Source organism: Erysipelothrix aquatica, from assembly GCF_009828825.1.
In the GTDB taxonomy this organism is placed as follows: domain Bacteria; phylum Bacillota_I; class Bacilli_A; order Erysipelotrichales; family Erysipelotrichaceae; genus Erysipelothrix; species Erysipelothrix aquatica_A.
Map to the genome: position 1 here is coordinate 618,091 of NZ_WTTA01000001.1, position 18,753 is coordinate 636,843.

Genomic DNA, 18,753 nt, shown 5'->3' on the forward strand with positions numbered 1-18,753 from the left:
TTAGTCGAAGTTTACTGTTTCGCGAACTTTATTGATGATATCTTGTGCGTTTGGTAACCAATCGCTCTCTGCCATACCGAATGGGAATACTGTATCCGGAGCAGCGACACGACCGATAGGTGCGCTTAGTGTAAGAATTGCACGTTCTGCAATTTCTGACATAACAACTGCACCAACACCTGCTTGGCGTTGTGCTTCTTGGACCATAACAAGACGGCCTGTTTTTGTTACTGAAGCAACGATTGTTTCAATATCAATTGGAGATACTGTACGTAAGTCGATAACTTCTGCGTTAATTCCTTCAGCTTTTAATGCTTCGGCAGCTTTAATAGCTTCACGAACCATGTAACCGTAAGTTACGATTGTTACATCTGTACCTTCTGTTACAATGTTAGCTTTTCCTAATGGAATTGTGTAGTGTCCTTCTGGAACTTCATCACGGAATGAACGATATAACTTCATGTGTTCTAAGTAAACAACTGGATCGTTGTCTTCGATAGCTGCAAGAAGGAGACCTTTTGCATCATAAGGGTTTGAAGGGATAACAACTTTAATACCTGGTGTTTGTTGCATTAATCCTTCCAAGTTATCTGAGTGAAGCTCAGGTGTATGAACTCCTCCACCAAATGGTGAACGAATTGTAATAGGCATGTGACGTGTGTTTCCAAGACGGTAACGAGTACGTGCCATTTGAGCAACAACAGAGTCCATTACTTCGAATACGAATCCGAAGAATTGAATTTCAGGGATTGGGCGGTATTTTTCTAATGCCAATCCGATTGCTAATCCACCAATTCCAGATTCAGCAAGTGGTGTATCGAATACGCGGTCTTCACCGTGTTTTTCTTGAAGTCCGTCAGTAGCACGGAAAACTCCACCGTTTTTCCCAACGTCTTCACCAAAGATTAATGTATTTTCATCGCGTTCAAGGGCAATATCAAGCGCTTCTGTAATGGCTTGAATCATAGTTAGTTGTGCCATTATTTTTTACCCTCCTTTTCTTCAAAGTATGCAATTTGTTCTGCAATAACGTTTGTTGGTTCTTCAAACATATTTTTCAAGAAGTCAGAAACTTTTTGTTTTGGAGCTGAGTCCGCTAATTTAACTGCTTCTTTGATTTCTTCGTCAAATTGATCAATTAAAGCAACTTCTTTTTCTTCTGTCCATAAGCCTTTTTCAGTTAAGAAATTACGCATACGGATCAATGGGTCTTTTTTATCCCATTCGTCGAAACTTGCTTGATCACGGTAACGTTTTGGATCATCTCCTGACAGTGAGTGAGGACCGAAACGTGATGTTAATGTTTCAATTAATACAGGACCATTTCCTGCAAGTGCCCAATCACGAGCTGCTTTTGAAGCAACATAAACTGCAAGTGGATCCATTCCATCAACTTGAATTCCTGGAATACCTGCTGCGGCTGCTTTTTGAGCTAATGTAGGTGCTGCTGTTTGGCGATGACGTGGTGTTGAAATAGCATAACCATTGTTTTGAATGTAGAAAACGACTGGTGCTTTAAATGCTCCTGCGTAGTTCATACCTTCGTATGTATCACCTTGTGATGATCCACCGTCTCCCGTATATGTAAATGCTACTTGTGGTTTTCCACGTTTTTTCAATCCAAGACCAGAACCTGCTGCTTGAATGATTTGTGCCCCAATAATAATTTGTGGTGGCATTGCTTGTAAATCTTCCGGGTAGTTATTTCCCTCGACGTGACCACGGCTCCATAAGAATGCTTTGTGGAGTGGTAATCCGTGTTGTACCAATTGAGGAATATCACGGTATCCTGGGAATAGGACGTCTTTTTTGTCAAATGCAAAATGTGATGCAATTTGAGATGCCTCTTGACCTGCTGTAGGTGCAAAGAATCCAAGACGACCTTGACGTGCTAATGTTGTTGAACGGTCATTCAACGCACGTGACCATAACATCTTCTCGAATAACTCGACAAGTTGCTCGTCAGTTAAGTCAGGTAACAAGTCTTTGTTAACGACTTTTCCAGTTTCGTCTAGAATCTGGAATGTTGGGTATAGTTTCTCAACTGCATTGAGTTGAGCTTCAAAGTCCAACGCTTTGATTTTTTTAGTTTGTGCCATAAAAAATCTCCATGTCCCTTCTATTTACTAGGTCTTAGTGCCTAGCAATACATATTAAATGTACCATGTAAGCTTGTTTCATTCAACGATAATAATGTATTTACTGTGAATATTTGTTAAATGTGGTGTGTTTCTCACAATTAATCGAACATTACCGAAAGTATTTCGTCAAGAGTAATTGTGCCGAAGTATTTATTGAGTGTAAATTGTTCAAAGACTACCGTTACATCAGCACGATTGAAACGGGTGCCTTGCATTCTTTGTTCAATTGCTTCAACATCTTCAATTCCAAGGTAATCACCAATAAATCGAACTGAATCAATACGTCCGTCCGTTACGTGCATCAAGACCTCAATACGTCCACCTGGGAATCGTTTGCTATTTTTAAGATTAAACTCTGGTGATGCACCATAAATCCAATCCCAAGTTCCAAAGCGATTCACTGCTTCGTATTCAATCTTTGCTATATCATCGTCCGTCAGAACAATTTCTTCATCTTTTCCTTCATTCGATAAGTAAAATTGCAATGCATCCCAAAATTGTTGGAGTGTCGTACCCTCAGGTAGATGCTCCTTTATATTGGTAACACGTGAACGAACAGATTTTACGCCCTTCGAAGTAATTTTATCGGGATCCACATTCAACGCTTCAACTAATGTTTCAACATCGACATCAAACATAAGTGTTCCATGATGCATAAGTTTGCCATTCGCCATACGTTGCGCATTTCCTGATATTTTTAGGCCATCAACAAGAATGTCATTTCTTCCTGACGCTTCGGCTTTTACACCCATACTTGCAAGCGCGTCAATCACAGGCTGAACAAACTTTTTGTAGTTTACTTTCCCTGGATCATCGACATTGATGACAAACGTAAAGTTCAAGTTACCGATATCATGATACACAGCACCACCACCGGAAACACGACGTGCTATTTTTATCCCTTTTTCATCGATAAATTTTTGGTTAATTTCCTCAGCTGTATTTTGGTTTTTACCAATAATTACAGAAGGTTCATTTTGCCACAAAAAAAAGAAATCTTCATCACAATCGATATGCTTCATGGCATACTCATCCAACGCTAAATTGAAATATGGATTGGTCGAAGGATTCTTCAAATATCTCATTGTAATACCTCACTCTCTGTCTCACTGCTCTATTATTCTAAGCCCTAATCCGTTATAATTCAACTAAAGTGATGGGGTTTTACAGCCTTTTCATTTGTTATGATTTGGACAATCTAGAAGGAGAATTTATTATGAGTTTCACATTTGATTTTTCATTGACGACGCCTGCATTAGTCTTTCCTGCAATTTCTTTATTAATGCTTGCGTACACGAATCGTTTTGTTGTTTTGGCGGATTTAATAAGACAACTCTACGACCGGCATAAAGAGTACCCCAAAGCAGAAAACTTGAATCAAATACTGAACTTGCAATATCGCATGAAAATTATCAAACGGATGCAACAGTGTGGAGCCACTAGTTTTGCATTTGCGGTCTTAAGTATGATTGCTTCGATGCTTTACATCCCTTATTTATCGGGAATTCTGTTTTTAATAAGTCTCATTCTATTATTATTTTCTTTAGTTTTTTTGCTGAAAGAGCTCAGCATTTCAATAGATGCACTCACAATGCAGCTTGATGACCTGACCGTTCAGGTCAATGAAGACTAAATTCCTACAAAAAAAAGCCCAAACATCTTCCGTTCGGGCTTTTTTTAATGCATAAGGCGTTCGTCATTATTGACGAGTTCGACGAACTCTTTAATTGTTTCAAAAATCGATTTAATTTGATCGGGATTCATTGCCGTATCATCGCCCGTTAAGAAGAATTCTACGATAGGCAAAACATCCGCTTCTTCCATTGCATCCCGAAATGCAGTGACAAAATCTATAATATAATTAGCAAGTTTTTGATCATAAATATTTCGTTGAATTTCATGCGTTACCGATTCGAAATCATCTTCTAGTTCGAATAAATTGATTGGACGAAACGGTGGAATCACAATTTGTAATGAAGCATCTGCCGGGTTTTTATTCATAATAATTAGTTGATTCATTTGATTTTCCATAATATCAGCGTCCTTTCATATTTAGTATAGCATAGGCTTTAGGACATTGCATTTTGGATACTCAAGTGCCTATAATAGTGCAAAGGAGATTAATTATGAACCGTATACAAAAATTACAAGCCATCATGGATGTTGAACAACTGATTATATCAGATGCAGCAATGCTCTATTATTACACTGGACACCGTTTTGATGTTGGTGAACGCATGATTGCACTTCTTGTTAAAAAAACAGGAGCTCCAACACTTTTCTTAAACAAACTTTTTGAAGCTCCCGATGATCTGCAAACTGTTCAATTTAGTGATTCTGATGACTCGATTGCTATTCTTGGATCTCATTTAGAACCAGGAACACTTGCAATTGATGGAAATTGGCCTGCACGTTTCGTCATCCCATTCATCCCAACACATACATTAGTAAATGCATCACCACTTCTCGAACAAATTCGTACACTAAAAGATCCACATGAACTAGCACTTCTTGAGACTGCATCACAACACAACGACCGCATTATGAGTGAGATGCGCGACTTAATTAAAGTAGGAATGACCGAACGAGAACTCGCCGAGATAGTTCGAACGAAACAAAGTACTGCACCGCTTCAGGGACCGAGTTTTGAACCGATTGTTATTTTTACTCAAAACATCGCAGATCCTCACGGGGTTCCAACCGATCGAGTTTTGGAAAACGGCGATGTTGTTCTTGTCGATATGGGTGGTTTCTACGAAGGTTATGCATCAGACATGACCCGTTGCTTCTTTGTTGGAAGTAACAAAGAGCTTGAACCTATTTATGAAATTGTACGCCAAGCTAATGAAGCAGCCATTGCCGCTGTAAAACCTGGGGTCACATTATCAAGTATTGATAAAGCTGCCCGAGATGTGATTACAGATGCTGGTTATGGCGAATACTTTATTCATCGTACTGGACACGGAATCGGAACTGAAGCACACGAAAATCTCGATGTTTCTGAAACCAATCAAAAAGTCGTTGAAGTTGGGATGTGCTTCTCCATTGAACCCGGAATCTATATTCCAGGAATTGGCGGTATTCGAATCGAAGATCTTGTTCATGTTACGATTGATGGGGTTCATGTTATGAATCAATTCAGTAAAGAACTCACACGCATCTAGAGAAAAAAAAAAAAAAAAAAAAAAACCGTCCGGTTGTTTTTTTTAGTCAATGAATTCAACTGTTGCAATGCGTTGATCTGTATCTGGACGATCGTTGCGATTACGGCTTACTGATACGATTTCCTGAATTGTATCAAGACCTTCGATTACTTTTCCGAATGAAGCATACTGACCATCTAAATGTGGTGAATCTGCTGCCATGATGAAGAATTGACTCCCTGCACTGTTTGGATCCATAGCACGTGCCATTGAAAGTACTCCAAGAGTATGTTTTAAGTCATTTTTAAATCCGTTTGATGTAAATTCACCATCAATTGAATAACCAGGTCCACCCATACCTGTTCCATCAGGGTCGCCACCTTGAATCATAAATCCTGGAATAACGCGGTGGAAGATTAAACCATCATAAAATTTATCTTCAACAAGTTTTGTAAAGTTTGCAACCGTTTTCGGTGCAATTTCAGGATAAAGTTCAGCAATCATTGTTTTGCCATTTTCCATTGTAAATTTGATTGTATTTTTCATTGAAATACCTCCTCAAACATCATAACAAACATGGTATAATTTTACTAGGAGGATACCACAATGAAAGTAATTATTAATGCGGATGATTTTGGATTAACTTCAGGCGGAAACCGTGCCATTATTGAATGTCACAAGAACGGAGTCCTTACATCCACAACGCTTATGGCTACAACGAAATACACTCAAGAAGCAATTCAACTTGCAAAGGAAAATCCGTCACTCGGTGTTGGTGTACATATGGTCTTGACTACAGGTCGTCCCATCTTGGATTCGCACAAAACCCTTGTAGACGAAACCGGCAAGTTTAAATATACAATTAATACAATTGATGATGCAATTGACCATGAAGAACTCTTTGCAGAATGGGATGCTCAAATTGAGTCAATCAAACAACACTTAGATATTACACATCTCGACTCCCACCATCACGTTCACATGCATCCAAAAATTAATGATGTCGTTGTTCGGCTTGCAAAGAAACATAATGTTCCTTACCGATCAGAACGTTTAAACCTTCCCACTGAAGTCTTAGTTGATGGAGCTTTCTATAAAGAAGGAGTATCACTTGATTATTTTAAAGAACTCTTCGAATCTGATAAGGCAGCATGTGTCGATGTTATGACTCACCCCGCCTATGTTGATGACTATCTTGAATCAATTTCAAGTTATACTTCATGGCGCCAAGTCGAACTAGAAATACTCACGAGCCAAGATCTAAAAGATTTGGTCAATAAACATAACATTGAATTAATCACTTACCGTGATATTACGGCTTAAACATTGAGTTTAAGCCTTTTTTTTGTTATAATGCAAGAGATTACAACGACACGTGGGGATAACTATGACACATAAATATCAGAGTATTAGTTCAGACATAGAACAGCGTATATTAAGTGGTTATTATAGCGATGGCAATAAACTGCCTACTGAGGAAGAGTTGGGTAAAGAATTCAACGTGAGCCGCAATACAATTCGCAAAGCAGTTGATACACTTGTTAAACGAGGATATATTATGGCGGTTCAAGGTAGCGGTATGTTTATTCGCAATATCGCACAACAAGATAATTCAATCATTAATTTAGAAAATTTTCGCGGCTTAACCGCTGATTTTCAAAACAGTACCATTGAATCACAAATCATTGAATTCAATGAGACTACCGCAACTGAATCTCTTGCAGAAATTATGAACTGTGCAGTTGGAACAGAATTGTATTATATCAATCGACTTCGAATCATTGACGGTAAACGTTGGGTTGTTGAATACTCATACTATAACAAGCAATACATTCCATTTCTAAATGAAGATATCATTAATGATTCCATTTATGATTACATTCGAAATGGATTGAACCGACAAATTGGATATGTAGACCGTGTTATTGAAGCGGCACCGCTTAATCTTCGTGATGCCCATCTTTTAGGTCTTCAAGAAGGTGACCCAGCGCTAATTTCGACCAACAAATCGATGTTTAAAACTGGAGAAATTTTTGACTACTCCATTGATATCCATCACTACAAATATACCAAATTCTTAAAACTATCTAATCTATAAAAAAGAACTTCACCAGATGCAAATCCTCTGTGAAGTTCTTTTTTTATATTTCAACAACTTGGAAGAACAATGTTCGTCCTAAGTCTGATTCTTTAATACGATCTTTAAATAAACGGATCGCACGATCCATTTGATCTGGTTTATTAACTGAATAAATCAGTTTGATTCCTTGTTCTTTTTCGAGTGTATATACAAAGCCTTCGACTTCATAATCCTCAAATAAACCTTTAATAAAATCACGTTTTAATGGGCTTGAAATTTGAATCATTTTACTCTGCCTCCCCCTCTACTAAAATCTTAATACCTTCGATACGAGCTCTCACTTTCTTCTTTGCGCTACCACGTAAAATTGGCAGTGACATAAGACTGTAGTTTAATGATCGCAACGTACTTTTTTTACCTTTGCCACTTTCGCTTGCAGTAAGGTAAGTACCTGTTCCAGCTTCATCCGCTTCGAGATTGTACTCCGTCTCAACCAGATCACGACCTGACTCAGACTGAATAATTAAACGGTGTGGCTTTTCCTGAATTGTAACCTCTTGACGAATGGCAATGACCTTACCAGTAAAGTTCATGGTTTCCGCTTCGATTGTTTTACCAAGTAATTTTGATGGACTTGTTTTAAAGACTTTCGCAAACTCAAGTTCAATAAAATTCCATACGTCTTCAATAGGTTTCTCAATGTAAATCGTTTCTTTAATCATGTGTGCTCCTTCAATAGATAAGTCCTGTATAAATAGATTATACAGGACTTCCAAATATATTTCTATTAAGAAAGACGTCTAATCTATGCTTCAATACCTTCTGCGCGGTTTGCAACAAATACGAATGGTACGTAGAATGCAAACGCGATAGCAAAGTTAATTGCTGCAATAATACCAGCACCAATGCTGAAGTTTGTAGCTAATAATGCATTTAGTACTGGAGGCGTTGTCCATGGAATCGAGTTAACGATAGGACCAGCGAATCCAGAAATTGATGCGTAGTATCCAATCATTGCAAGAACTGGTTGATTCAATACAAATGGGATAATATAAATTGGGTTCAAGACGATAGGAATACCGAATAGAACAGGTTCGTTAATCATAAAGATACCAGGAGCGAGTGATAAACGCGCAACTTCCTTTTGATCACGTAATTTTGAGAAGAGTAAGATTGCAAGGATTAATGGAAGTGTTGCCCCCGATCCTCCGTGCCATACATATGCATCCCATGAACCACTTACCCAGTATGCTAAAGTATTTTGTCCTAGAGGGTCAAATCCAACATCTCTAACACCTTGAGCATAAGCTTGTAAGTTGTGGTTTTGTAAGTTTCCATAGATTGGACTCATAACTGGAGCCAATAAGTTAGCACCGTGTAATCCAAAGAACCATAGAATCGGAACAAGAATTGTAATAATTAAGATCAATGTTGGACCTTGTGAAATCGACGCAAATGGTTTTGCAATATAAACTTCAAAAAGCATGAAGATATTTGGGTTTGCAGCCGCCTCACCAAACATTTGTTCTAATCCAGACCATTGGACTTTAGTAATTGCAAATTTAACTGCAGCGAATAAGAACAATACAACTGTACCAGGAATGATTCCTGTAAATCCACGAGATACTGCAGGTGGGACTGTATCTGGCATTTTAATTGTAAGGTTACGGTTAACAATTGCGAAGTAGATTGCTGGAACGATAAGTCCAACGATTAAAGCAACGAAGACTCCTTGACTTCCCAAGTAGTGACCAATCCAAGGAGCAATCATTTGGTTCTTACGTCCTAAAGCACCTAAGATGATAAATGATCCAATTGAAATTGTACCTGTGACAAGAGCATCTTGTCCTTCATTTTGTGCACGTAGGTAAGCAATTGCAAATGAGAGTGCTAACCCTAGAATTGAGAGTGTTCCTGCATCCATAGTTGCAAGAATTGGTGAAATGTATTCCCCTGTAAACTTGAAGAACCCGGAATCAGCTGATCCGCCAACAAAAGTTGACAACAAGCCAGTCGGGCTGAATACAACGTTATTCAACAGTAATGCGACAGCACCTGCCATAACAAGTGGCATCAAAGCAGCAAACGCATCACGGATTGCAATCAGATGACGCTGATTACCAATCTTAGCAGCAATTGGGACTAACTTGTCCTCAAAAAACTGGATAATTCCTTCCATAACTTCCTCCTCTTAACATCTCCTACGATGTCCTTGTACCTTCATTTTAAAAGTTGTAGGTACGAATTACAGTCATATTATATCTAACATTATAATCTTTGTAAAGGCTTTCTTTGCGAAATGTTATAACGTTTGAACCAAAAACCACTCCTAAAGCCGTATAACCTAAAAAAAAAACTACTTTATTAAGTAGTTTTTAGATTATCGTTTGTAGTTTTGTAAATCTTCAAGCACTGATGCATCGACACGCTTACTGAATTCCGTGAGGAGTTTTACAGTGTCTACATAATCTTTACGGTGAATAATACCGTAATGTGAATGAATATAACGTGTAGGAATAGAGATTGAAAGTGTAATAACACCATCGTGAACTTTATGAATTTCACCAGAATCCGTACCACCCGCTGCTAAGAGCTCAAACTGGTAATCAATACCCAATTCATCACTCAGATCTTGTAGATAGTATAGAAGTCCTTTATGACCGATATAAGATGCATCCATAACTTCGAGAGTTACACCTACACCTAATTTAATACGGTTATCTTCACCCGGTGTATCCTGTGCAATTGTCGTATCAATAGTAACGGCAATATCTGGATTAATCTTTTGCGCAGCAGTCTTAGCACCACGAAGTCCAACTTCTTCTTGAACAGTTCCCACTGAATAAATATGTGCATCTGTCTTTTCTTCTTTTAATTGACGAATAACTTCAGCTGAAATAGCTGCACCAATACGGTTGTCCCACGCTTTTGACATGAGGTAGTTAGGGTTAGCTAATACATGGAAATCAGCTTTAGGTGTTATAGCATCACCAACTTGAACACCCAGATACTCAAGTTCTTCTTTACTGTTTACACCCATATCAACGTATAAATCTTTGAGTTCCATAACTTTATTACGAACTGCAACAGGCATTCCATGAGGAGCTTTTGAACCGATTACGCCAACATAGGCTGCACCTTTTCGTGTTGTGACAGTCACAGGTTGTGATAGCAATACATGAGGCCACCAACCACCTACTGGGTGAAGGCGAATGAATCCATTTGCATCAATTGATTTTACTAAGAAACCAATCTCGTCAATATGACCCGCAAACATAATTTTAGGTCCATTTGCAACACCTTCTTTATGAGCAATGATTGATCCCAAATTATCATATGAGATATCATCAGCCGCATCTTCTGTCCAATTGCGATATACTTCCGCGATTTCACGCTCGTGTCCTGAAATTCCATTTGTAAGTGTGAAATCTGCAAGCATACTTAAATTTACATCACCATACGCCTCTTCCAACTTAAAATTATTTTTATCCATGCTATATTCTCCTTATTTCTACAACTTTAATCTCATTGTGATGATTCCTCAAAATCATGAGTTGTTTTACTCGTATTATCATACCACAACATTTCTCAGTTATCACTTCTTATGATAGAAAAAAGTGCCCGAAGGCACTTATAAGTTAGACATGAGTTGATCTTGCATGGTTTCATTGAACTGATTGGTATACAATCGATGATAGTAACCCTTAGCAGCTAAAAGTTCTTCATGTGTTCCATCCTCAATGATTTCTCCATTTTTAACAACAAGTATGCGATCAGCATTAACTATTGTTGATAGACGGTGAGCAATGATAAAACTCGTTTTTTCTTTTAATACGGTGTCAACTGCATACTGAATAATTGCCTCAGTCTCAGTATCAATAGATGATGTTGCTTCATCTAATACAAATATTGAAGGGTTTGCCAGCAATGCACGCGCGAAGGAAATGAGTTGTTTCTGTCCTGTAGAAAGACGTCCACCCCCTTCACCGACATCTGTATCATACCCTTGTTCCATTTGCATGATGAAACTATGCGCGTTAACCAATTTAGACGCTTCGATGATCTCTTCATCAGTAGCATCCAAACGACCATAACGGATATTATCTTTAATAGTACCTGAGAACAGATGCGGTGCTTGAAGTACATAACCTAAGTGTGAATGAAGCCATCCAATCGAACGATCTCGATAATCAACTCCATCAATCAACAGTTCACCCGCTTTAGGTTCATAAAAGCGACATATCAGATTAACAATCGTACTTTTACCCGATCCAGTTTCTCCAACTAAAGCGATCCTTTGACGCGGTTTCACTTTAAGATTGAAATTCTTTAGAATTGGCTCATCCGGATTATAGTAGAAATCAACATCTTTGAATTCGATGTCCCCCACTATATCTTCATATACAGATTCGTTAGGTTCAAGTATCGTACCATATTTTGCAATAACATCATCGCGATCCACAAGATCAGGTTCGATTTCGAGTAATGAAAGCACACGTTCAGCAGATGCCTGTGCCATTTGTAACGAAGCTAATATATTCGCAATGTTACGCAATGGTTCATAGAACTGTCCTGCGTACTGATTAAAGAGTATTAATGTACCAAATTGGACCAGCCCTTGGATAACCATATTTCCACCAATAGAGATTACACCAGCGCTTCCTAAAGACGTGACAATAATGATAACAGGAAAGTAAAGTGAACTTAAGATAATTGCACGCATCGTTCGCGAACGCATTTCAGATGTTAGGACACTAAACTCTGAAAAATGTAATTCTTCCAATGCCATTGTCTTTGTTGTTTTCGCTCCTGATATTCCCTCACTAAAAGCACCTGTTATTTTTGAGTTCACTGCTCGAGATTTTCGATAGCTTCGTAAGATGCGACGTTGGAACCATGTGCTAACGCCGTAAATAAATGGAATTACCGACACAACAACTAATGCAAGTTTCCAATTTGTTACAAACATGACAATCGCAAGCATGATCATCATAAATACACCCCAGATTAAATCAACAAAACTCCAGGACAAGATTTCCGACAAGCGAGAAATATCACTAGTAACCCGTGCCATAATCCAACCACTTGGTGTTCGATCATAATACGAAAACGGTAAGTTTTGCAATTTCTTCATTGCATTCTGACGTGTATGGTAACTAACATCCATTTCAATCAATCCACTTTGATAAATGAATTGATAGATGAGATAAGCTTGGATAATAACCAATCCAGCATAAGCAAGTCCAAATAGAATTATATCTTGCGTTGAGCCTTGTCCTACATAGAATACATCAATAGCATGTCGGTTGAGTAAAGGTAAGGTCACACCAATTGCAGACTCTCCTAAAACAATAAAAAGTGCAATAAACATACGCTTCTTACTTTGTGCGAGTAAACCAAGTATTTTTCGCCATAAACCAGTATCCAGCGTTTCTTCATCAAATATTTCTTCTTCATATTCTGGATTCATTATTGATCACCTCCAAACTGATTGCTCTGAATGGTGGCAATCGTATGATATAGCCCCTCCTGAGCGATTAAATCATTATGGGTCCCGATTTGTTCCACACGACCATTATTAATTACGATAATCTTATCCGCAGTCTGTGCTGAATTAACACGGTGTGTGATAATCAACGTTGTCGCAGTAGATTTTGCACGTTTTAATTCATTTCTAATATTTGAATCGGTTTCAGTATCTAAAGCAGACAATGAATCATCAAAAATGACAATTGGTTGTTTGTTAATGACAGTTCTTGCAATCGCAACACGTTGCTTCTGACCACCACTTAATGTAACACCCTTCTCACCAACTGCGGTATTATAGCCTTGGTCAAAACCTGCAATTACATCGTGGATAGAGGCAACACGAGCCGCCTCATAAACATCATGCTCACTCGCATACGGAGTCGCAACACGGATGTTATCGTAAATTGACTTCGAAAATAGATACGGTTCTTGCAAGACAATCCCAACATTTTCACGTACATAACGCGGTGATAATGACGTAATATCGTGATTATCGAATCGAATCATACCTTCCGTTGCATCATAAATTCGAGTTAGCAAATGAACCAGACTAGATTTTCCTGAACCCGTAGGTCCCATAATAGCCACAGTTTCTCCAGCCTTGATATCAAATGAGACGTTACGAAGAACCCACTCATTCCCGTCATCATACATAAACGAGACGTTATCAAAGATGATTCCACCATCAATTTGAGGTGTTTCACCTTCATCAAGCTGTTCGATATCAATTTCTAAAATTTCATTGAGACGGTCAATTGAGACTGTTACTTTACCCATATCCGAAAGAATCCGTCCAACATTACGAATAGGCCATAACACAGTACTAATATATGTTACAAATACGATTGCTTGTCCGATTGTAAGCGCACCACTTCTGACTTCAAAAATACTTGCAACTAACACAGCAAGGATTTGCAAGAAACAAAGTAAATCCGAAGTTCCCCAATAAACTCCAAGCAGCCAAATAAGATGTTTTGTTTTATCGCGATACTCTATATTCTTTTCAGTAAATTTATCAAGTTCAAAGCGTTCGCGGTTAAAAGCTTTAACAACTCGAACTGCATCTAATGACTCTTTGAAAACATCTGATAATGCAGCCTCCGCTTCATCACTCTCCTTGAAAACTTCTTGCATTTTCTTAAAAAACAAAAATCCAAAGAAAAAGATAAACGGAAAAACTATCATCGAGATAAGCGTCATTTTAATACTAATTTGCGCCATTACAGTTAATGAAATGACAACCATAAAAATAGCATAAACAAATTCCCGTATTTGATTCGCTAAAAACCTATTAATAGTATCAACATCTGAAGTACAACGTTGAATTAAATCACCTGTTTTTGCGCGTACATGGTACGCATATGGTAATTTTTGTAGATGATCATAGAGATGATTTCTCAATCGTTCAGTAAACACCTCTGCAAAAATACCATTTGAATGACCACGCCAGTACAACATGATACTACTAATGACGTTAAGTCCAACTAGAACTCCAGCAATAATCCACAAATTATTGTGAATCGTTGCTATACCACCAAAAAACTCAGAAAATCGAATCCACACCGAGCTGGTGATTGGATCCATATTAATAACATTATCGATTGTGAATTGTAACAACAGTGGATTTACAAGTACGACAGCAACATAAACAAATGTTGCAATAACCATATAAATCAGGTTTCGTTTGTAACCCTGTGTATAATTCTTTATAAATTTAATTTGGTTCATTACCACTACTCCTAATCACTATCTCTTAAATTTTTTAAGAATTGATTGGACCAAGTAGCCAGTTAATACACCTGTAGGTAACCCTGTTAGTAACATTACAGGAAGCCATGTAATCATGAGCGGCATATCCGTTATAAATATAATTACAAATATTTGTCCTAAATTATGAAAGGTTGCTGAGACTGTAGAAATTCCAATCTCAGACATATTTGTAAATTTATGAAATACTACCACAGCAGCACTACTGAGTATAGCACCAATTAAGGCTAACCAGAAACCTGTGCCCACTAAAAATGTACCACGCATGAGTGATGCAATCACAACACGCATAATATTGACGATGAAAATTTCTTTAGCTCCAAAAATATATAGAGCAAACAGTCCCAAAACGTTCGCTAAGCCAAGCTTAACTCCTGGTAACCCAATTACAAACACGGGTTCCATCATATTGACGATTAGAGCCATGCCAACGAGCATAGTTAAAACAGTCATTCGTTGTGTTTTATTTCTGATTGTCATCGAATAATAATATCTTCGTCAGTTGCTGCTTGATTTGCTTCCACCACAATTAGTATTTTATTAGGTAAACAAACAATTGGGACATTCGTTTTATCCACCCATCCTTGAAGTGAGCAATAGTTTAAAGGAGAAATCTCTTCGGCAACACGAATCTTGCCATTTTTGACTTCGACCACGACATCACCAAGTTCACCTGAAACAGTGTAGAACTCGTCCTTATTCATATTTATACGCAAGACTTCCTTATCTTTGAAAGTCACAACTGCCTGGGTTAAATCAGCATTCACTGTTTCGACTAACTTCCCAGTCGATAGGAATAACGCAACGCTTAAAATAAACACGATGCTGATGAAGACTTTATCTGATCGATTCATTGACTTCTCCTTTCTATATGTGTTGATTTTAGCATACTTTGACGCAATTTGTTCAACATATTTCACAAAATACCGTTACTTTCCCGCAAAAGTCAATAACCGTGAATATTTTTAGATATTCTAAGATTAAATACAGCTTTATTCCCTTTCAATCGATAAATTTAGTATAATTGATAAAGGTGATAAATATGAAAATGAAAATATTAGCAACAACTGATTTACATGGAAATATCTTTCCAACAAACTATACAAGTCGCGATAATATCGAGAGCTATGGTCTAGCACGAATTGCTTCAGCTATCCATTCCCTTCGCGAGAAGAATGATATTTTACTCGTCGACAACGGTGATTCATTCCAAGGAACACCACTACTTACTTTTGCACATCAAAATGCAGATAGTTACATGAATCCAACTGCAGCAGCGTTTAATACTCTAAAGTATGATTTCATAAATTTAGGAAATCATGATTTCAATTATGGACCAGCTATTCTTAAGAAATTTATTAGCGAAAACAATGCTCCACTGCTTACATCTAATGTCGATATTAAAGGTAAACAGCTTGGAAATACACAAATTATTGAAAAAGGCGGAAAAAAGATCGCATTAATTGGCGTATTAACACATTACATTCCGAATTGGGAACGTCCAGCATACATCGAAAATATGACATTTAGAGATGCGCTCTCCCAACTTCAAACAGAAGTTTCACGTGTCAAAGATTCTGTCGACTTTGTGATTGCACTTTATCATGGTGGTCTTGAACGCGACCCGAAAACAGGAGAACCAACAGAACGATTAACTGGTGAGAACCAAGGGTACGAAATGACAAAAATAGATGGATTAGATATTCTGATTACGGGACATCAACATCGCTCATTTGTTGAAGTTGTAAATGGCGTTCTTGTTACCCAAAATACTTTTAAAGGGCAAGAATACATTACAATTGATTTGGATTTAGAAACTGGTGAAAAAAGTGCGCAACTTCATAAAGTCAATGATTTACCAGTTGATGAATCACTACTGCAACAATACCAAATTATTCAAGATAATGTTCAGACCTGGCTCGATCAACCCGTCGGAAAACTAGATGCACACTCTCCTTCTCTTGTGATTGAAGATGAACTTGATGCAAGAATTCATAAACACCCGATTGTCTCATTCTTTAATCAAGTCCAGTTGGATCGTTGTAAAGCCGATATATCATCTGTAGCACTTTTTAATGGGGCAACTGGATTCAATTCCGAAATTACAATGCGAGAGCTTGTAAGTACATACTTATACCCAAACACATTGGTCGTGAAGAAAATGACCGGTAAATCAATCAAGGAAATGGTCGAATTTAGCGCAAACTATTTTGCTCTCGATGATGAAGGGAATATCGTTCCTTCTCCTGAATTTATCAATCCTAAGCCTCAGCATTATAACTATGACATGCTAGACGGTATCGAATATACAATCAACGTATCAAAGCCAAAGGGTTTGCGTGTCGAAAGAATTACTAGAAATGGTATTGAAATAAATGACGAAGATACACTAAACCTAGTAACAAATAATTATAGAGCAATGGGTGGCGGAAATTATACAATGGTTGCTGACTGTCCGACAGTACAAGAGATTCAAGAGGAAATGGTCGATACTATTATGAATTATTTCCTACAAAATTCTCCCGTAATTGTAAATCATACTGATAATATTAGAGTAATCAAATAAATTTTTGTTTGACATGGAAAATGATTTTTGTTAGTCTTATTCGTGTACGACGAGGCACCCTGGTGCCTCGTTTTGCTTTTCAGGAGGTCTATATGATAAAAGCAATTGTTGGCGCAAACTGGGGCGATGAAGGTAAAGGTAAACTTACTGATGTATTCGCAAATGAATCTGATATTATTGTAAGATTTCAAGGCGGAAACAACGCTGGTCATACAATTATCAATGATCAAGGGAAATTCGCACTAAAAATGCTACCATCTGGAGTATTCTATGAGCATACTACAAATGTAATTGGAAATGGTGTTGCACTTAATATCCCTGCATTGATGAAAGAACTAAAAGAACTGGAAGATCGTGGAGTTAAACCTAAAATAGTTGTAAGCGATCGAGCTCAAATTGTAATGAGTTATCATAAACTTTTTGATGAACTCGAAGAGACAAGACTTGCTGATGCAAAGTTTGGTTCAACAAAGTCTGGCATTGCTCCATTCTACTCTGATAAATTCGCAAAGATTGGTTTTCAAGTGGCTGAATTATTTAACGAAAAATGGTTAGAATCTAAAGTCGGGCGTATTTTAGATATCAAAAATACGCTTCTCGTTAATCTTTACGGACATGAACCTTTAGAGAAAGAATCAATTTTAAATGAATTAATTGAATATCGCAAAACTATCGAACCGTTTGTAATAGACACATTTACATTCTTGAATGACATGCATAGCCAAGGGAAGAATATATTATTCGAAGGTCAACTCGGTGCATTGCGAGATCCTGACTTCGGAATTTATCCATATTCTACATCTTCATCAACGCTTGCACATTATGCAACTGTCGGTGCAGGATTGCCATATAAAATAGATGAAGTATGGGCCGTAACAAAAGCATACTCCAGTTGCGTTGGAGAAGGCGCTTTTGTGTCTGAGATATTCGGTGATGAAGCAGAAGAGCTTCGACGTCGAGGCGGTGATGCTGGTGAGTACGGCGTAAATACCGGTCGCCCAAGACGTGTAGGTTACTTTGACGCAGTTGCAACTAAATATGGATGCAAAGTTCAAGGTGCCACGCATGTAGCATTAACAAATATCGATGTACTATCATATCTTGATGAAATTAAAGTTGTTGTTGCGTATGAGTATAATGGTGAAGTTTCCACACGATTTGGCAATATTACAGAGCTCGAATCTGCGAAACCAGTAATTAAGTCATTTAAAGGATGGAATGTTGATATTACCCAAATTTCTACATATGAAAATCTTCCTGAAAAATGTAAAGCCTATATCGAAGAACTAGAGAAATTAATTGATACAAGAATAGCGATTGTTTCAAACGGACCAAATCGAAAACAAATAATGTATCGCTAACATTTGCCCCGTATTCACGGGGCTTTTTCATAAACATGCATAAAAAAAGACATCCAAATGGATGTCGAATTACCTGGCAATGAGCTATCTTCACTAACGCTTGGCTAGATATTGTCGCCGCTAAAGTGCTTAACTTCTGTGTTCGAGATGGGAACAGGTGTGACCA

General features: G+C 37.8%; 19 protein-coding genes and 1 rRNA gene. 6 read left to right on the top strand and 14 right to left on the bottom strand.

What is annotated here, in order from left to right:
* The 3 genes from GVV22_RS02980 to GVV22_RS02990 form a co-directional block, all read right to left on the bottom strand.
* The gene (locus tag GVV22_RS02980) at positions 1-981 is read right to left on the bottom strand and encodes an alpha-ketoacid dehydrogenase subunit beta (protein WP_159648683.1); all 981 of its coding nucleotides are present in this window, start codon (positions 979-981) and stop codon (positions 1-3) included.
* Positions 981-2,099, bottom strand: coding sequence for a pyruvate dehydrogenase (acetyl-transferring) E1 component subunit alpha (gene pdhA / locus GVV22_RS02985; RefSeq protein WP_159638073.1), 1,119 nt, complete (start codon positions 2,097-2,099; stop codon positions 981-983). The genes GVV22_RS02980 and pdhA overlap by 1 nt, the downstream gene beginning before the upstream one ends.
* 140 nt (positions 2,100-2,239) lie before the next feature.
* Positions 2,240-3,226 carry a lipoate--protein ligase gene (locus tag GVV22_RS02990; protein ID WP_159648684.1) on the bottom strand — a complete coding sequence of 329 codons (987 nt, stop codon included), beginning with the start codon at positions 3,224-3,226 and terminating at the stop codon, positions 2,240-2,242.
* 131 nt (positions 3,227-3,357) lie between these two features.
* Between GVV22_RS02990 and GVV22_RS02995 the strand changes: the two genes are divergently transcribed.
* Positions 3,358-3,774: a DUF2721 domain-containing protein gene (locus tag GVV22_RS02995; protein ID WP_159648685.1), complete on the top strand. Its 417-nt coding sequence runs from the start codon at positions 3,358-3,360 to the stop codon at positions 3,772-3,774.
* Between the two features lie 44 nt (positions 3,775-3,818).
* Here the strand turns inward: GVV22_RS02995 and GVV22_RS03000 are convergent, their stop codons facing one another.
* Positions 3,819-4,172, bottom strand: coding sequence for a hypothetical protein (locus GVV22_RS03000; protein WP_159648686.1), 354 nt, complete (start codon positions 4,170-4,172; stop codon positions 3,819-3,821).
* Positions 4,173-4,267: 95 nt separating this feature from the next.
* Here GVV22_RS03000 and GVV22_RS03005 point away from each other — a divergent pair, with 95 nt between their 5' ends.
* A complete protein-coding gene (locus GVV22_RS03005; RefSeq protein ID WP_159648687.1) occupies positions 4,268-5,305 on the top strand; it encodes a M24 family metallopeptidase in 1,038 nt (345 codons plus the stop codon).
* Between the two features lie 42 nt (positions 5,306-5,347).
* Here GVV22_RS03005 and GVV22_RS03010 read toward each other — a convergent pair whose 3' ends face one another.
* Positions 5,348-5,830, bottom strand: a complete 483-nt coding sequence (locus GVV22_RS03010; protein ID WP_159648688.1) for a peptidylprolyl isomerase — start codon at positions 5,828-5,830, stop codon at positions 5,348-5,350.
* A gap of 60 nt (positions 5,831-5,890) precedes the next feature.
* On the opposite strand from GVV22_RS03010, the gene chbG reads away from it, so the two are divergent.
* The gene (gene chbG / locus GVV22_RS03015) at positions 5,891-6,607 is read left to right on the top strand and encodes a chitin disaccharide deacetylase (protein ID WP_159648689.1); all 717 of its coding nucleotides are present in this window, start codon (positions 5,891-5,893) and stop codon (positions 6,605-6,607) included.
* 64 nt (positions 6,608-6,671) lie between these two features.
* Complete coding sequence (locus GVV22_RS03020) at positions 6,672-7,382, top strand: GntR family transcriptional regulator (RefSeq protein WP_159639998.1); 711 nt, start codon at positions 6,672-6,674, stop codon at positions 7,380-7,382.
* A 43-nt stretch (positions 7,383-7,425) separates the two neighbouring features.
* On the opposite strand, the gene GVV22_RS03025 is transcribed toward GVV22_RS03020, so the two are convergent.
* The 8 genes from GVV22_RS03025 to GVV22_RS03060 all read right to left on the bottom strand — a co-directional run bounded on the left by GVV22_RS03025 (position 7,426) and on the right by GVV22_RS03060 (position 15,514).
* Positions 7,426-7,650, bottom strand: a complete 225-nt coding sequence (locus GVV22_RS03025) for a hypothetical protein (RefSeq protein ID WP_159638057.1) — start codon at positions 7,648-7,650, stop codon at positions 7,426-7,428.
* 1 nt (position 7,651) lies between these two features.
* Complete coding sequence (locus GVV22_RS03030) at positions 7,652-8,086, bottom strand: hypothetical protein (protein WP_159648690.1); 435 nt, start codon at positions 8,084-8,086, stop codon at positions 7,652-7,654.
* Positions 8,087-8,169: 83 nt separating this feature from the next.
* Entirely contained in the window at positions 8,170-9,543 is a 1,374-nt protein-coding gene (locus GVV22_RS03035; protein WP_159648691.1) for a PTS sugar transporter subunit IIC, read from the bottom strand.
* A 201-nt stretch (positions 9,544-9,744) separates the two neighbouring features.
* Positions 9,745-10,857, bottom strand: coding sequence for a M42 family metallopeptidase (locus tag GVV22_RS03040; protein WP_159648692.1), 1,113 nt, complete (start codon positions 10,855-10,857; stop codon positions 9,745-9,747).
* A 138-nt stretch (positions 10,858-10,995) separates the two neighbouring features.
* A complete protein-coding gene (locus GVV22_RS03045) occupies positions 10,996-12,834 on the bottom strand; it encodes an ABC transporter ATP-binding protein (protein WP_159648693.1) in 1,839 nt (612 codons plus the stop codon).
* Positions 12,834-14,621, bottom strand: coding sequence for an ABC transporter ATP-binding protein (locus GVV22_RS03050; RefSeq protein ID WP_159648694.1), 1,788 nt, complete (start codon positions 14,619-14,621; stop codon positions 12,834-12,836). The genes GVV22_RS03045 and GVV22_RS03050 overlap by 1 nt, the downstream gene beginning before the upstream one ends.
* Positions 14,622-14,639: 18 nt before the next feature.
* On the bottom strand, positions 14,640-15,140 hold the full coding sequence (locus GVV22_RS03055; protein ID WP_159638045.1) for a Gx transporter family protein: 501 nt from the start codon (positions 15,138-15,140) through the stop codon (positions 14,640-14,642).
* Positions 15,137-15,514, bottom strand: a complete 378-nt coding sequence (locus GVV22_RS03060; RefSeq protein ID WP_159648695.1) for a NusG domain II-containing protein — start codon at positions 15,512-15,514, stop codon at positions 15,137-15,139. The genes GVV22_RS03055 and GVV22_RS03060 overlap by 4 nt, the downstream gene beginning before the upstream one ends.
* Positions 15,515-15,702: 188 nt before the next feature.
* Here GVV22_RS03060 and GVV22_RS03065 point away from each other — a divergent pair, with 188 nt between their 5' ends.
* On the top strand, positions 15,703-17,226 hold the full coding sequence (locus tag GVV22_RS03065) for a bifunctional metallophosphatase/5'-nucleotidase (RefSeq protein WP_159648696.1): 1,524 nt from the start codon (positions 15,703-15,705) through the stop codon (positions 17,224-17,226).
* Between the two features lie 92 nt (positions 17,227-17,318).
* Positions 17,319-18,587, top strand: coding sequence for an adenylosuccinate synthase (locus tag GVV22_RS03070; RefSeq protein ID WP_159648697.1), 1,269 nt, complete (start codon positions 17,319-17,321; stop codon positions 18,585-18,587).
* Positions 18,588-18,658: 71 nt separating this feature from the next.
* On the opposite strand, the gene rrf is transcribed toward GVV22_RS03070, so the two are convergent.
* Positions 18,659-18,753 (bottom strand): 5S ribosomal RNA (gene rrf, locus GVV22_RS03075); the annotation flags it as partial.

What these genes read in the sequence shown, in the direction of transcription:
- GVV22_RS03030 (WP_159648690.1), bottom strand. Translation starts at nt 8,086, where the DNA reads ATGATTAAAGAAACGATTTACATTGAGAAACCTATTGAAGACGTATGG.
- GVV22_RS03035 (WP_159648691.1), bottom strand. Translation starts at nt 9,543, where the DNA reads ATGGAAGGAATTATCCAGTTTTTTGAGGACAAGTTAGTCCCAATTGCT.
- chbG (WP_159648689.1), top strand. Translation starts at nt 5,891, where the DNA reads ATGAAAGTAATTATTAATGCGGATGATTTTGGATTAACTTCAGGCGGA.
- GVV22_RS03000 (WP_159648686.1), bottom strand. Translation starts at nt 4,172, where the DNA reads ATGGAAAATCAAATGAATCAACTAATTATTATGAATAAAAACCCGGCA.
- GVV22_RS02990 (WP_159648684.1), bottom strand. Translation starts at nt 3,226, where the DNA reads ATGAGATATTTGAAGAATCCTTCGACCAATCCATATTTCAATTTAGCG.
- GVV22_RS03045 (WP_159648693.1), bottom strand. Translation starts at nt 12,834, where the DNA reads ATGAATCCAGAATATGAAGAAGAAATATTTGATGAAGAAACGCTGGAT.
- GVV22_RS03050 (WP_159648694.1), bottom strand. Translation starts at nt 14,621, where the DNA reads ATGAACCAAATTAAATTTATAAAGAATTATACACAGGGTTACAAACGA.
- GVV22_RS03065 (WP_159648696.1), top strand. Translation starts at nt 15,703, where the DNA reads ATGAAAATGAAAATATTAGCAACAACTGATTTACATGGAAATATCTTT.
- pdhA (WP_159638073.1), bottom strand. Translation starts at nt 2,099, where the DNA reads ATGGCACAAACTAAAAAAATCAAAGCGTTGGACTTTGAAGCTCAACTC.
- GVV22_RS03040 (WP_159648692.1), bottom strand. Translation starts at nt 10,857, where the DNA reads ATGGATAAAAATAATTTTAAGTTGGAAGAGGCGTATGGTGATGTAAAT.
- GVV22_RS03055 (WP_159638045.1), bottom strand. Translation starts at nt 15,140, where the DNA reads ATGACAATCAGAAATAAAACACAACGAATGACTGTTTTAACTATGCTC.
- GVV22_RS02980 (WP_159648683.1), bottom strand. Translation starts at nt 981, where the DNA reads ATGGCACAACTAACTATGATTCAAGCCATTACAGAAGCGCTTGATATT.
- GVV22_RS02995 (WP_159648685.1), top strand. Translation starts at nt 3,358, where the DNA reads ATGAGTTTCACATTTGATTTTTCATTGACGACGCCTGCATTAGTCTTT.
- GVV22_RS03010 (WP_159648688.1), bottom strand. Translation starts at nt 5,830, where the DNA reads ATGAAAAATACAATCAAATTTACAATGGAAAATGGCAAAACAATGATT.
- GVV22_RS03020 (WP_159639998.1), top strand. Translation starts at nt 6,672, where the DNA reads ATGACACATAAATATCAGAGTATTAGTTCAGACATAGAACAGCGTATA.
- GVV22_RS03005 (WP_159648687.1), top strand. Translation starts at nt 4,268, where the DNA reads ATGAACCGTATACAAAAATTACAAGCCATCATGGATGTTGAACAACTG.
- GVV22_RS03025 (WP_159638057.1), bottom strand. Translation starts at nt 7,650, where the DNA reads ATGATTCAAATTTCAAGCCCATTAAAACGTGATTTTATTAAAGGTTTA.
- GVV22_RS03070 (WP_159648697.1), top strand. Translation starts at nt 17,319, where the DNA reads ATGATAAAAGCAATTGTTGGCGCAAACTGGGGCGATGAAGGTAAAGGT.
- GVV22_RS03060 (WP_159648695.1), bottom strand. Translation starts at nt 15,514, where the DNA reads ATGAATCGATCAGATAAAGTCTTCATCAGCATCGTGTTTATTTTAAGC.